General features: G+C 46.0%; 11 protein-coding genes. 9 read left to right on the top strand and 2 right to left on the bottom strand.

The window, feature by feature from the left end; translation table 11 throughout:
- From NBH07_RS10455 to NBH07_RS10440, 4 genes are all read left to right on the top strand, one after another.
- Positions 1 to 741 carry an N-acetylmannosamine-6-phosphate 2-epimerase gene (locus NBH07_RS10455; protein WP_005854869.1) on the top strand — a complete coding sequence of 247 codons (741 nt, stop codon included), beginning with the start codon at positions 1 to 3 and terminating at the stop codon, positions 739 to 741.
- Between the two features lie 65 nt (positions 742 to 806).
- Positions 807 to 3,086 carry a pyruvate formate lyase family protein gene (locus tag NBH07_RS10450; RefSeq protein WP_009018229.1) on the top strand — a complete coding sequence of 760 codons (2,280 nt, stop codon included), beginning with the start codon at positions 807 to 809 and terminating at the stop codon, positions 3,084 to 3,086.
- A complete protein-coding gene (locus NBH07_RS10445; protein WP_009018228.1) occupies positions 3,076 to 4,005 on the top strand; it encodes a glycyl-radical enzyme activating protein in 930 nt (309 codons plus the stop codon). Before NBH07_RS10450 ends, NBH07_RS10445 begins: the two co-directional genes overlap by 11 nt.
- 64 nt (positions 4,006 to 4,069) lie before the next feature.
- Positions 4,070 to 4,660: a sugar O-acetyltransferase gene (locus NBH07_RS10440; RefSeq protein ID WP_005854862.1), complete on the top strand. Its 591-nt coding sequence runs from the start codon at positions 4,070 to 4,072 to the stop codon at positions 4,658 to 4,660.
- 74 nt (positions 4,661 to 4,734) lie between these two features.
- Here NBH07_RS10440 and NBH07_RS10435 read toward each other — a convergent pair whose 3' ends face one another.
- The gene (locus tag NBH07_RS10435) at positions 4,735 to 5,628 is read right to left on the bottom strand and encodes an AraC family transcriptional regulator (RefSeq protein ID WP_005854860.1); all 894 of its coding nucleotides are present in this window, start codon (positions 5,626 to 5,628) and stop codon (positions 4,735 to 4,737) included.
- A 168-nt stretch (positions 5,629 to 5,796) separates the two neighbouring features.
- Here NBH07_RS10435 and NBH07_RS10430 point away from each other — a divergent pair, with 168 nt between their 5' ends.
- The 5 genes from NBH07_RS10430 (at position 5,797) to NBH07_RS10410 (ending at position 11,060) form a co-directional block, all read left to right on the top strand.
- A complete protein-coding gene (locus NBH07_RS10430; protein ID WP_005854859.1) occupies positions 5,797 to 6,573 on the top strand; it encodes a 3-keto-disaccharide hydrolase in 777 nt (258 codons plus the stop codon).
- A 21-nt stretch (positions 6,574 to 6,594) separates the two neighbouring features.
- The gene (locus NBH07_RS10425) at positions 6,595 to 7,758 is read left to right on the top strand and encodes a Gfo/Idh/MocA family protein (protein ID WP_009018227.1); all 1,164 of its coding nucleotides are present in this window, start codon (positions 6,595 to 6,597) and stop codon (positions 7,756 to 7,758) included.
- A gap of 69 nt (positions 7,759 to 7,827) precedes the next feature.
- Positions 7,828 to 8,709: an endonuclease/exonuclease/phosphatase family protein gene (locus NBH07_RS10420; RefSeq protein WP_009018226.1), complete on the top strand. Its 882-nt coding sequence runs from the start codon at positions 7,828 to 7,830 to the stop codon at positions 8,707 to 8,709.
- A 51-nt stretch (positions 8,710 to 8,760) separates the two neighbouring features.
- Positions 8,761 to 10,242 carry a glycoside 3-dehydrogenase gene (locus tag NBH07_RS10415; protein ID WP_009018225.1) on the top strand — a complete coding sequence of 494 codons (1,482 nt, stop codon included), beginning with the start codon at positions 8,761 to 8,763 and terminating at the stop codon, positions 10,240 to 10,242.
- Positions 10,243 to 10,244: 2 nt separating this feature from the next.
- Positions 10,245 to 11,060 carry a sugar phosphate isomerase/epimerase family protein gene (locus NBH07_RS10410; protein WP_039848843.1) on the top strand — a complete coding sequence of 272 codons (816 nt, stop codon included), beginning with the start codon at positions 10,245 to 10,247 and terminating at the stop codon, positions 11,058 to 11,060.
- Positions 11,061 to 11,197: 137 nt separating this feature from the next.
- Here the strand turns inward: NBH07_RS10410 and lon are convergent, their stop codons facing one another.
- Complete coding sequence (gene lon, locus NBH07_RS10405; protein WP_009018223.1) at positions 11,198 to 13,669, bottom strand: endopeptidase La; 2,472 nt, start codon at positions 13,667 to 13,669, stop codon at positions 11,198 to 11,200.
- Positions 13,670 to 13,733 lie beyond the last annotated feature (64 nt).

Below are 13,733 nucleotides of genomic sequence, written 5' to 3'. Positions count from 1 at the left end.
ATGAAAACAAATAAGAAAGAACTTTTAGATTCATTCAAGGGAGGACTGATCGTATCCTGTCAAGTACAACACGATGATCCGACTTTTTCAGTAGACTTTGTCGTAAAAATGGCAAAAGCCGCCCAATGGGGAGGAGCCGTGGGTATCCGTGCCAACGACCCAGAGCAGATCAAGGCGATTAAAAAAGAAGTGGATTTACCAGTAATCGGGCTTTGGAAAATCTGGCACGATGACACGGATGTGTTTATCACCCCAACCTTAGAGGCCGCTAAAGCCGTATGGGAAGCCGGAGCCGAGATTATCGCCTTGGACTGTACGAGCCAAATAACCCATGAAGGCCGCCCTGCATACGAATTGCTACCAATCGTCAAGAAAGAGATACCGGAAGCTATCATTTTTGCGGATGTCTCTAATTATGAGGAAGCCGTACGTGCCGTAGAAATGGGAGCCGATATCGTTGGCCCTACCTTATATGGATATACGGAAGCAACCAAGCATATCGAGCAACCGGATTTACGGGAATTCGCCCGTATGTGCCGTGACTTTAAAGATAAAGCCTATGTCATTATGGAGGGGCATATCTACTCGCCGGAAGATGCCATGAAATGTATCTTCCTCGGAGCTCACTCCGTAGTAGTAGGCAGCGCGATCACCCGTCCGCACTTGATCACGAAACGTTTTACGGACTTACTAACCGGTTACCAAAATAACTGGCGGGAAGCCGAAAGAAGCAAACATTAAAAAATCATCTGCTTGTAGAGATAGGGCATGCCCCGTCTCTACACAATATTAATAACAATAATCATATGGCAAATTTCAATGTAGAAGGGGCGCAAAACGTAGAGATCAGCAAGAAAATACCTTGCGAGAAACCTCTGATCGTACAACTGGAGATCATGGAGCGGTATACGGCAGTCCATAAAGCCTGTGCCGCCCTACCTAAAGAGATACGTGAAGTGGAATGCCTAAAAGTTTTATACCCCACGCTATTTCGCAAGATCACGAATCAAGACTTGATCGCCGGACGTACGGACTTCCTACCGATCGGGTTCGGATGCGTAACCTCATTAGGGGGTGTCGGGCATTATTGCGTATTCAAGAAACTCCGTGCCTTCCAGCTACAACTGGATGAAACTGAACGAAAACGGGTGGATGCGTTATATGATTATTGGTTGGATCACGATTTAAAGACCCAATTCAACAAGGAGGTCCTCACCGAGGATACATTGGGTATGTTCATCGACTGCGAGTACCCGATGATCGCTACCGCACGTCTATCTGGAATGATGCTGGATTACCCGAAACTATTGGATAAGGGCATCGGTGGCCTTCGCTCTGATTTACAGGAGAAACTCAAAGAGCAACCCGATAATAACTTTTACAAAGCAGGCATCCAATGTCTGGATATTTTTGTAGATTGTGCTTCTCATCTCCAGCAAGACGCTAGAGATCAAATGGCTTCAGCCGACGAGAAAAGGCAAAAAGAATTAGAGCGTATCTGCCAAGCCCTAGAGAACATCAAGGAGAAGAAACCCGGTACGTTCCATGAAGCGATGCAGTTATTCTGGTTATTCGCCTTGTTGGCCGGTGTTATAAACTACGGTCGTCTGGATGATTATCTAGGCCCTTATTTAGTAGCCGACCTTGAGTCCGGGCGATTGACCGACGAAGAGGCATACCGATATATCCACTCGCTTTGGACCATGATTGAGAATCGCCGTACCACCGTAAACGGACGTATCATCGTAGGCGGTAAAGGACGCAAACACCCGAAAGAGGCCGACGTATTCCTGCATATCGCCATGAAAGTAGCGAAAAATTGCAGATATGTAGAGCCGCAATTCACCTTGCGCTTCGATAAAGAGACCTCCGAGGAAATCTGGGACGAAGCGTTGGACGCTTTGGGTGCGGGAGCTACTTACCCGACCCTTTACAATGATGATGTAAACGTCCCGGCCGTCATGTACGGAATGCGTGTAGACGAGAAAACGGCGGAACAATACGTGCCTTTCGGTTGTACCGAGTTCGTGATACAAGGACAGAGTACGGGTACGCCCAACATCTGCATCAATTTACTAAAACTACTTACGATTTATATGAATGATGGTATTGACCCGATTGACGGTAAACGTAAATCCGGGCCGGTACCTCTAAAGAAATTAGAGGAGTATCAGACATTCGAGGAATTCTATGACGGTTACAAGGCTTTACTCGATTATTATCTGGATCTGTCTGTCAAAGCCCAATACCATTCGTATGAGGTGATGAACCAGCACGTAAGTTTCTTGTTTACCAGCCTATTGACCGATGATTGCATCGCACGGGGAAAAGCGCTTTTGGACGGAGGCGTACGTTATCTAGGCGGGACAAACGAGACGTATGGCAATATCAACACTTCCGATTCCCTGTGGGTAATCCGGGATCTGGTATTCAATCAAAAAAAATACACGTTACGGCAATTGAATGATGCCATGCTAGCTAATTTCAACGGCTATGAGGCTTTACGAAAAGATTGCCTGAACTGTGATAAATATGGTAACGACCTTGAGACTGCTGATACGATGGCCAACGATTTGTACGAGTTCGTAGCGAAAGGCGTACGCAATCGCGGTATCGCCATCGGTATGCAATACTTCTTGATCGTTATCAGCAATAATCAATTAAACACGGAATGGGGAAACCGGACCGCCGCCTCACCCGACGGACGATTATCGTGCATGTATATGAATCCTGCCAATAATCCGCAAGGGGGAGCGAATAAAAGCGGCCCCACGGCCATGCTGAATTCCTTGGCGAAGTTCGACGCCAAGTATCATGGAGGCTCGGTACAAAACATTAAGTTTTCTCCTTCCATGTTCAACGAGAACAGGGCTGTCATCAAGAGCCTGTTCAAGACTTATTTTGCGAAAGGGGGTTGCCACTTGATGGTGACTGTAGTAGATAAGGGAGTTTTAGAAGACGCGGTAGAGCACCCGGAAAATTACCCGGACCTAATCGTCCGGGTAAGCGGGTTCTCCGCGGTATTCGTCGATTTATCTCCCAATATTCAACAGGAACTTTTAAGCAGGGTATTGTATGATAAATAAATATAAGGTTAGCGAGAATAGGTTATCAATCATGGAGATCGAACGGTTCGCCGTTCACGACGGCCCGGGCATCCGGACCGTCGTTTTCCTTCAAGGGTGTCCTTTACATTGTCCATGGTGCTCCAATCCGGAATCCCAGAAAAGGAAACCGCATCTGCTCCATGTCAAGAATAAATGTATCGGATGCGGACGTTGCGAGGCGATTTGTCCACGGGGCAATATCGCCATCCAAGACCATTTTCCGGTGTTTAATCGTCAGGCCTGTGTAGCCTGCAAGGCTTGCGAGCGTATATGCCCGCAGAACGCCATTAAGTTTGTCGGTGAATCTATTACCTCATCCGAGATCATGGAAATCCTTTTACGTGACCGGGATTATTACCTGAATTCCGGTGGAGGGGTTACGTTTTCCGGTGGCGAAGCTTTCACGCAATTCGAGGGATTGATGGATTTGCTGATCCAATGCAAGAACGAGAAACTGCATACCTCCGTGGAGACTTGCGGGCAAGTGAATCTTGATAAGATAAAGCAAGCGCTTCCGCTTATCGATTTGTTCTTGTTCGATATCAAACATACGGACAAGGATTTACTTCAGAAAGAAACCGGAGCGAACTTGGATACGATCCTCACGAATTTACGGTATATATCCAGTAAGAGCGCTAATAAAGTAACGATCCGTGTACCGGTAATCCCCGGTTTCAATTTCAATGAGAATACGCTTCGGGAAATATTCATGCTGGCGAAAGAAAATCGTATCAAATGCGTACACCTGCTTCCCTACCATACATTGGGAAAAGATAAATACGAGCAATTAGGTCTCACCTATCCTTATCCCTGCGAGCAAATGCTAGCCAAAGAAGAGCTGTTCCCCTTTAAGGAGATGGGGGAAAAAATGGGTTTGGAAATACGAATCGGAGGATAAACTCCTCCCAATAAAATAGTATCTTCGCGCAAATCATCGTTTTATAAATCTTAGTAAGAGACATATGAAAACAGAAAAAGAAAAAGCGGCGGAAGGTCTATTATACAATGCGAATCATGATAGTGAGCTTCAAGATGAGATGAAAAGAGCGAAATGCGTCCTTTTCAAATACAACCAATTGCCCCCCGACCAAGAGGAAGAAAAAGATCGGATCCTAACCTCTTTTCTAGGCAAGAAAGGGAAGAACACCGTTATCCTATCCCCTTTCCAATGCGATTATGGCTATAATATCGAGATTGGGGATAATTTCTTCGCCAACGTGAATCTCGTTATCTTGGATGGAGCGAAAGTTCGTATCGGCAATAACGCGTTCATCGCCCCGAACGTAGGCATCTATACCGCCGGCCACCCTTTTGACGTAAAGCAACGTAATGAAGGTCTGGAATACGCTTTTCCCGTGACTATCGGCGATAACGTATGGATCGGTGCGCAAGCCTGTATCCTTCCGGGGGTGACCATTGGCGATAACACGGTAATCGCCGGAGGAAGCGTCGTAACCAAAGATATTCCGGCCAATGTCATAGCCGCCGGCAATCCCTGCCGTGTAATCCGGGAAATAACGGAAGCCGACCGGAATAAATACCGCCAGCCCTAAGCTCCCGTTTAGGGTATCCCTAAGCCCTCGTTTAGGGCAGCCCTAAATTCCCGTTTAGGTTCATCGTAAATATCTCACTTCGGCAACGAGTGCCGGTAATCCTTGGGCGATGTACCTACTATCTTCTTAAAGATACGGCTGAAATAGTAGGGATCGTCAAAGCCCAGTTTCAAGGCGACTTGATTGATCTTCATATTCGTATGTAATAATAGCTGGCAAGCCCGGTCTATTTTCATATGCAAGAAATAATTCATCGGAGCATAACCGGTTTCCTTGAAGAAAAGCCTGTACATATAAGATTCCGAATAGCCGAAATGAGAGGCCAATTCCTTTAATGTCAATTTATTCTCCAGATTCTCCGTCATGAAGTGGGTCGCCAAACTAATAAAGAACGTATTCTCCGCCTTGCTTTTGGAGAATTTAGCCTCCCTATACGTCTTCACATAGAGGAAAGAGGCGATCAAATGATTGAAACTTAAATTGACGTAATTAACCGTAGCCTCATCCGTCCCACTCTCCAACACATTCAATAGTTCATCGAAGAAGGCGATACGATCGCCGATACGGGAATTATCATCCATGTCGATCGGGATCACCCCTTGCAGTTGATCGCTGATATACTTCGCCTTTTTCCCTTTAAAATGTGCCCAATAAATATACCAAGGATCATGCTCGCTCGAACCATATTGATGGGGCTTCTCTGCCGGGAGGATGAAAAAATGATTCTCGGGTACGACATATCGTTTTCCATCCAACACGTACCAGCCCTCTCCTTTGGTGCAATAAATTAAAAGGTACTCTCCACAACCGGACGCACGATCAATATAATGGCTTTCCGCCTTCGGAAAATACCCCATAGAGTGTACGACCAAGTCCGCGACTAACGGGTTGTTCAACGCTTGTTCTATAACGTAGAAAGGATAGACAATCAACCGCTGACCGGAAAAACCATGCTTTATTTTCGCCATAAACCAGAACTTTTAGATGGTTACTGAATAACGCAAAGATAATCCATTTTTTTTAGCTAGATACTCTATTATCCAAATCCTTTATGTACAGTATTTTTGCCAATGAACAAATAAACCATATCAAATGGCGTTATCATAAGGAGATAATTAAACTAAATATTCTAATATATGAAAAAGATCGTATCTATTTTTCTAGTAACCATTTACGGGATGTGTATGGTTGCATGTGGAAGTCGTTCCTCATCCACGGAAGTAAAAGATAATGTATTGACTGAGGAGGAAAAAGCGGAAGGCTACACCTTGTTATTCAATGGCAAGGATTTTACCGGTTGGAAAATGTTCAACGGGGGTGATGTCAAGGGATGGCAGGTAGAAGACGGGGTGATCGTCGGCTACGGAAACGGTGGTGACGTGATAGCGGATACCACGATCAAGGTAAGTACCGATATCGTTACCGTTAAGAATTACCATAACTTCCAGATCAAATGGGATTGGAAAATCGGGGCACAAGGAAACTCAGGATTCTTATATCACGTACAAGAAGGGCCTAAGTACAAAGCTCCTTTTGAAACCGGCCCGGAATACCAGTTGATCGATGACGATAACTATCCTTGGGTCAGCGAGACCGGAAAAGAGGGATTGGAAGACTGGCAGAAAACGGGTTGCAACTACGCTATGTATGTACCGGAAACCAAACAGGTGAACCCTCCGGGAGAATGGAACTCCTCTATGGTACTTTACAAGGATGGATATGTTGAGCACTGGCTGAACGGAGAAAAACTTTTCTCTTTCCAAGAAGGGTCCGAAGATTGGAAGATGCGTCGTTATAGCGGTAAATGGGAAGCTTTCCCCGATTACGGTATCTCTACCACCGGTAAACTTTGTTTTCAGGACCATGGAAGTAAAGTATATTTCAAGAATGTGAAGATTAAGGATTTAGACTAATTGTATTAAGAAATCAATGCCATGAATAGAAAAGAATTCTTTAAAGTATCGGCCGCGGCAAGTCTCGCGTCACTACTATCACCCCTTTCCGCCTATGCGGAGAAATTCGAATCGGAAGGTAAAAAGGTGAAAGTAGCCGTTATCGGTTGCGGAAGTGTATCTACCCAATATTTTCCCCATATATCGAAGTGCCCGTATGTAGAAATCGTAGCTTGTTGCGATATCAAACCGGATCGTGCTCAAAAGGCGGCCAAGCAATATAATATACCTAAATGGTACAAGTATATCGATGATATGCTTAGTGGTTCCAAGTTCGACTTGATGCTTACATTGACCGATATGCAGGTTCACGGAGAGTTGAACCGTAAGGCTTTGATGGCGGGAAGAAATGTCTGGAGCGAGAAACCTTTGGCGAATTCCTATAAGGAAGGCAAAGAATTATACGATCTCGCTACGAGCAAGGGACTTCGTATCTGGGGTGCGCCCGCTGTTGTAAACAGTCCTCAATTTGCCTTTATGGCCGAACAAATCAATAAAGGAACCCTAGGTAATCTGGCATGTGCGCACGGACATTACGGACATGAAGGCCCTTCTTGGTCCGCTTTCTTCTACGAACCGCTAGGTGGCAGTATGCCCGACTTAGGAGTCTATAACATCGCTACCCTAACCGGATTATTGGGACCGGCTAAATCCGTTGTTGCCATGACTACAATCGTAACCCCGGAGAGAACCGTAGACGATAAGGGCAAAATCAAAGTTCGAGAAGAAGATAATGCCATGATTATCATGGAACACGAAAAGGGAGTCCTTTCTCATATCGAGTGTGGTTTCAACTATTTCGATCCATACGGACATTTAGGTAAAGGACAGGAGAAAGCGACGATCTCCTTATACGGTTCACACGGCAATATGCATATGGTAGGTTACGACTGGGCACCGAACGGGGTGGACTTATCGACGATGGATCATCCGGTACCCCAGCGTTTCGTTCCGGACACCAATGGCTATGTTTGGCAAGAAGGTGCTTCCGATATCAGCAAACACATGGCATTAAACACGGAACCACGTATAAATGTCGAGCATGCGTTACACGTATTAGAGATTATCGAGGCCGCCCGAAAATCACAAGCTACAGGTCAACGCATCCAACTTGTATCGAAGTTTCCTTGGCCGATGGTAAAATAAATTAAGAAGTCTTAGTAGTGAAAAGAACGGGACATTTAATATATTTGTTCCTGTAAATACCAGAGAAACATGAGGAAGATAAGTGAAATTTTATGCTGCGTAGCCATACTTTGTTGTGCATTGAGCGCATGTAGCGACAAGCCGGCAACGGTAAAAGTCAGTAGTTTCAATATTTGGTTGAATACCCTAGGGGGAAAGCTTCCCCCTAGCCAGACAGCGAAAGTGATCGAGGCTAGCCAGACGGATATCGTAGGAATCCAAGAAGGGCATATCTATGAAGAAGACGGCATCAAGCACGATCATGTGCCGGAAATCGCGGAATCCCTAGGTTTCCACCTTTTCAACCAAGGGGAGGGACATTATATCTTATCTCGTTATCCGGTCGTCGACAGTACGGCTTCCCGCTACGGGGTGAAGATACAGGTAGGCAAAGACAAATTCTGCTGGATGTTTAATTGCCATCTATATTATATCCCGTATCAGCCTTATCAATTGAATGGGATTCCTTATGGCGATTATCCGTTTATCGATACCGAGGAGGAAGCTGTCTGGTTCGCCAACGAGGCCCGGCGTGAAGAAGTAACTCGTTATCAAAAGGATATACAGCAAGTCATGAAAGAAGGTTATCCTGTCTTTTTAACAGGAGATTTTAATGAGCCTTCTTTCTTGGACTGGACACAACGGGCCGCCGATGCCGGTATCCACAAGATCAAGGTGGAGTGGCCGGCAACCAAGGCTTTCTCTGAGATCGGGATGAACGACTCCTACCGGACAATCCATCCGGACGAGGTCTCCACACCCGGCTATACATGGACTCCCGTTCCTAGCGAACAAGAAATACTAGACCGTCTGGATTTCGTACTATATTCCGGATGTAAGGTAACAGACTCATTTATCACAGGCGAAAGCGAGGCCACCTCGGACGTGGTAGTCTCCCCTTACCCTTCATAACCTCCTGTTTCAATTTCTAACAGTAACTACTAAAAAAACAAATTATACAACATGGAATCAAGAAGAGATTTTCTGAAAAAAGCAGCCGTAGCGGCAGCTGGTCTAACAATCGTTCCCTCTAAAACGATCGCTGGATTAGGCCATAAGGCACCAAGTGATACAATGAATATTGTCGGTATCGGTATCGGTGGTAAAGGCCACCCGAACTTGGTCGGCATGAAAACCGAGAACATCATCGGGCTTTGCGATATCGACTGGAAATACGCGAAGAACTGCTTCGAGGAATTCCCGGACGCTAAACGTTATTGGGACTGGCGGAAGATGTTCGATGAGTTGGGCGACCAGATCGACGGTGTCATGGTAGCTACTCCGGACCATACTCATGCCACGATCGCGGCCACGGCCTTGACAATGGGTAAACACGTATATTGCCAAAAGCCGCTTACCCACTCTGTTTACGAGAGCCGTTTATTGACAAAACTCGCCGCTAAATATAAGGTAGCGACCCAGATGGGTAACCAAGGGAACTCCGGCGATGGTGTCCGTCAATTATGCGAATGGATCTGGAACGGAGAGATCGGTGAAGTAAAAGAAGTACACGCATGGACCAACCGTCCGATCTGGCCGCAAGGATTACAGCGCCCAACCGAAAAACAACGTTGTCCGAAGACGATGAATTGGGACTTATTTATCGGCCCGGCCGCCATGCGTCCGTTCCATGAGATCTACACCCCTTGGAACTGGCGTGGATGGTGGGATTTCGGAACCGGAGCTTTCGGAGATATGGCTTGCCACGTACTCGACCCGGTTTACCAATCCTTGAAGTTAGGTTATCCGGATCGTGTACAAGGCCGTTCTACCCAGATCAATACGGAATCCGCTCCTCAATCGGAGGTGGTAGAATTCCGCTTCCCGGCTCGTGACAATCTTCCAAAGGTAGCCTTACCGGAGGTGAAAGTATATTGGTACGATGGCGGTATGCTTCCTCAGCGTCCGGACTTATTACCGGATGGTGTAGATATGATGCGTGACGGTTTGGGTGGATGTATCTTCGTAGGTACTAAAGACACGTTGATCTGCGATTGCGGAGGTTTCAACTCCCGGTTATTATCCGGCCGTGTACCTCAAGTAACCCCCTATTTGCGCCGTATCCCGAACGCTACCGGATACTTTGACGGTTTCCATGAGCAAGACTGGATTCGTGCTTGTAAAGAATCTCCTGAGAACCGTGTGGAAGGAACTTCCAACTTCGCTTATTCCGGACCATTCAACGAGATGGTGTTATTAGGCGTATTGGCGATCCGTCTGCAAGGCTTGAACAAGAAATTGATGTGGGACGCCCAAAACATGCGTTTCACCAACATATCCTCTTCCGACGTATTGAAAATCGTAACCAGCGATGATTTCAAGGTGATAGACGGTCACCCCTATTTCGATACGAAATACGCAGAGTTCAATGCGCTAGAGGCTGCCAACGAATATATCAAACATACCTATCGTGAAGGCTGGAGCCTTCCGGAAATGCCGGTATAAGTATGAAACGATATATTATATTAGCACTATGTACGGTCATGCTCCTTGGGCAGGCCGTACAGCTGGCGGCGCAAAAAGCGGACTGGAAGGTGGGTATACAGACTTGGACTTTCCACAATCTTACGTTGATGGAGACCTTGGATAAGACCCAACAACTGGGCATGGGGTATGCGGAGGCTTTCTTTTTCCAAGAATTGGGCGCTCCGTTCCCAAAAGAGACGTATTTAAATTACGACTTGAGCGATGACGACTGCGCTTTATTACGCCATGAGTTCAAGAAAAGGGGAATCAAGCCGATCGCCTTTGGTGTAGCCTCTTATGGGACTAACGAGGAATGGGATAAGTTCTTCGCGTTCGCTCATAAAATAGGCGCGCATATCGTGACTGTCGAACCGGAGTTAAACCAGTTAGACTACATCGAATCCCTCGCCAAGAAGTACGATATGGAGGTAGCGATCCATAACCATCCGAGTCCATGCATTTACGCAAGTGCCGAGGTGGTAGAGAAAGCGCTGAAAGGCCGTTCTTCCTTGATGGGAGTATGCGCCGATATCGGCCATTGGAAACGGGTGGGTGAAGATCCGCTCAAAAATCTCCAGAAGTTATCCGGACGCATCAAGGTGGCACATTTGAAAGACCTCACCGACAAGATGGAAGACGCTACATGGGGAACCGGGATCTTACCGGTAAAAGCGTTCGTCAACGAGCTGAAGCGTCAGCATTTCAACGGACTTATCTCCATTGAGTACGATGATTTCAAATCCGATATCCAAGAGATACGCAACAGCTTGGAATTCCTACAGAAATGCTCTAAATAAAGGCATACTCTTCCTTTAAAAACACCTATATCGGCATAGGCCCACACGTATATACGTATAGGCTTACGCCGATATTAATATGGGCCTACACATATATACGTATAAGCCCACACCAATATATGCATAAAAAGTCGTTATTAAAACAATGGATTATCCACCTTTTCTCTCAGCAACGCCAGATCCACCACCTGTTGAATATCACTCACATAATGGAACACCAAGCCTTTCAAATACTCCGGTTTAATCTCATTGATATCCTTCTCATTCTCCTTGCAAAGAATCAATTCCTTAATCCCTGCACGTTTAGCCGCCAAGATCTTCTCCTTGATACCACCTACGGGAAGCACTTTGCCACGCAACGTAATCTCGCCGGTCATAGCCAAGTTCTTTTTCACCTTACGCTGAGTAAAGGCGGAGACAAGAGAAGTCACCATCGTTATTCCGGCACTCGGTCCGTCTTTCGGGATCGCCCCCTCCGGTACGTGGACATGCACATTCCAGTTCTCGAACAACTCCTCGTTGATATTAAACTGAGCCGCATGCGCATGGATATACTCAAGTGCCAACATGGCAGACTCTTTCATCACATCTCCCAGATTCCCGGTCAAAGTAAGCTTTGACCCCTTACCTTTACTTAAGCTCGACTCCACGAAAAGAATCTCACCACCAACAGCCGTCCAAGCTAATCCCGTAACCACGCCGGCATAGTCATTCCCTTGATATTTATCGCGGGAATATTCGACCGCCCCTAGATATTCATACAAATCCTCCGGCTTAATACTAGTCGGGATAGGCTCATCGCTAGCGACCTTACGGGCTAGCTTACGCATGATTTTGGCGATTTTCTTATCCAATTCCCGGACACCGCTCTCGCGTGTATAGGCTTCAACGATCACTTGTAAGGTTTTCTTGGGGAATTTCACGGAACCTTTCTTCAAGCCGTGTACATCCATCTGCTTAGGCACGAGATGCTTCGCTGCGATCTCTACCTTCTCCTCCATGATATAACCGCTCACCTCGATCAGTTCCATACGATCCAGCAATGGCTGGGAAATCGTATTCAAATTATTAGCGGTAGCGATAAACATCACCTTGCTTAAATCGTAATCGATATCCAGATAATTATCGTGAAACGCGTTATTCTGCTCCGGGTCCAAGACCTCCAATAAAGCGGATGCCGGATCCCCCTTGAAATCATTCGTGATCTTATCGATCTCATCTAAGATAAAGACAGGGTTCGATGTTCCCGCCTTCTGTATATTCTGGATGATACGTCCGCACATAGCGCCGATATAGGTACGACGATGTCCGCGGATCTCGGCCTCATCGTGCAATCCACCTAAAGAAACACGTACATATTTGCGGCGCAAAGCCTCTGCGATGGAACGCCCCAATGAAGTCTTGCCGACTCCCGGAGGACCGTACAAACAAATGATCGGAGATTTCATATCCCCTTTCAGTTTCAATACGGCCAGATGCTCGATAATACGCTCTTTCACCTTCTCCAAACCATAATGATCACGATCTAAGACCTTCTGGGCATGAGATAAGTTGAAATTGTCCTTACTATACTCGTTCCACGGCAAGTTAACAATATTCTGGACATATTGCGTCTGTACGGAATAATCCGGAGATTGCGGATGCAATCGTTCCAATTTTCGCAATTCCTTCTCAAAGACCTGCGCTACCTCGGCAGGCCATTTCTTACGACTGGCTTTCTCCCGTAATTCTTTTATCTCCAACTCATTGATATTCCCGCCCAATTCCTCTTGAATCGTCTTGATTTGCTGTTGAAGGAAATATTCTTTTTGTTGTTGATTGATATCCTCATGTGTCTTCATCTGGATGGAAGCTTTCAACTCCACCAGCTGATACTCGCGGTTCAAGATAAAAAGTAACCGATACGCACGCTCTTTTAAGTCCCCGATCAATAACAATTGCTGTTTCTCGGCCGATCCACTCGGTATATTGCTACAAGAGAAATTGACCACATACAAGACATTCTTATTATTCTTGATCGAGAAGATCAAATCCCGGGGAGGTTCAGCCACGGCCCCAAGCATCTTGATGGTCAAATCCTTGATCGTTGAGATCAAAGCCTCGAACTCGCGGTCTGTCTTGTCCGGCTTCGTGTCCTCCAACACGGTGATCTTACCGGAAAGATACGGATCTGTCTCGGTCAACTCATTCAATTCAAAGCGTTTCTTACCTTGAAGAATAACAGTAGTGCTACCATCTGGCATCTCTAAGACACGAACGATGTCAGCGATTACCCCGGTAGTATATAAATCCCCTAAAACCGGATCTTCCGTATCCATCTCTTTCTGGCAAACAACACCGATCAAACTCTTTTTATGTACAGCCTCTTTGATCAGGCGCATCGATTTAGGACGCCCGATAATCACCGGCATGGCAACACCCGGAAAGAGTACCATATTCCTTAACGGAAGAATGGGTATAGTGTCTCCAACTTTCTCTATTCCTTCTGTGAAATCCTCATCTACATCGCATTCTGTAAGAATTGGCATTACGATACCAATATTGTCATCCAAGTCATCAAACGAATTCTGGCAAAATACTCTCGTCTTTTCTTTCATATATACATTCATCATTGTATATGTTAATACAATAAACGTGCCAAAGTTACAGCTTTTCATTCAATTCTTACTAATT

It is taken from the genome of Parabacteroides sp. B2-S-102 (assembly GCF_023656665.1).
In the GTDB taxonomy this organism is placed as follows: domain Bacteria; phylum Bacteroidota; class Bacteroidia; order Bacteroidales; family Tannerellaceae; genus Parabacteroides; species Parabacteroides distasonis.
The sequence above is the reverse complement of the archived record's forward strand: the minus strand, read 5'-3'. Positions and strand labels throughout refer to the sequence as shown.

Excerpts from the sequence above, each read along its gene's own strand:
- NBH07_RS10435 (WP_005854860.1), bottom strand. The coding sequence starts at position 5,628 with ATGGCGAAAATAAAGCATGGTTTTTCCGGTCAGCGGTTGATTGTCTAT.
- NBH07_RS10430 (WP_005854859.1), top strand. The coding sequence starts at position 5,797 with ATGAAAAAGATCGTATCTATTTTTCTAGTAACCATTTACGGGATGTGT.
- lon (WP_009018223.1), bottom strand. The coding sequence starts at position 13,669 with ATGAATGTATATATGAAAGAAAAGACGAGAGTATTTTGCCAGAATTCG.
- NBH07_RS10420 (WP_009018226.1), top strand. The coding sequence starts at position 7,828 with ATGAGGAAGATAAGTGAAATTTTATGCTGCGTAGCCATACTTTGTTGT.
- NBH07_RS10415 (WP_009018225.1), top strand. The coding sequence starts at position 8,761 with ATGGAATCAAGAAGAGATTTTCTGAAAAAAGCAGCCGTAGCGGCAGCT.
- NBH07_RS10455 (WP_005854869.1), top strand. The coding sequence starts at position 1 with ATGAAAACAAATAAGAAAGAACTTTTAGATTCATTCAAGGGAGGACTG.
- NBH07_RS10445 (WP_009018228.1), top strand. The coding sequence starts at position 3,076 with ATGATAAATAAATATAAGGTTAGCGAGAATAGGTTATCAATCATGGAG.
- NBH07_RS10410 (WP_039848843.1), top strand. The coding sequence starts at position 10,245 with ATGAAACGATATATTATATTAGCACTATGTACGGTCATGCTCCTTGGG.
- NBH07_RS10440 (WP_005854862.1), top strand. The coding sequence starts at position 4,070 with ATGAAAACAGAAAAAGAAAAAGCGGCGGAAGGTCTATTATACAATGCG.
- NBH07_RS10450 (WP_009018229.1), top strand. The coding sequence starts at position 807 with ATGGCAAATTTCAATGTAGAAGGGGCGCAAAACGTAGAGATCAGCAAG.
- NBH07_RS10425 (WP_009018227.1), top strand. The coding sequence starts at position 6,595 with ATGAATAGAAAAGAATTCTTTAAAGTATCGGCCGCGGCAAGTCTCGCG.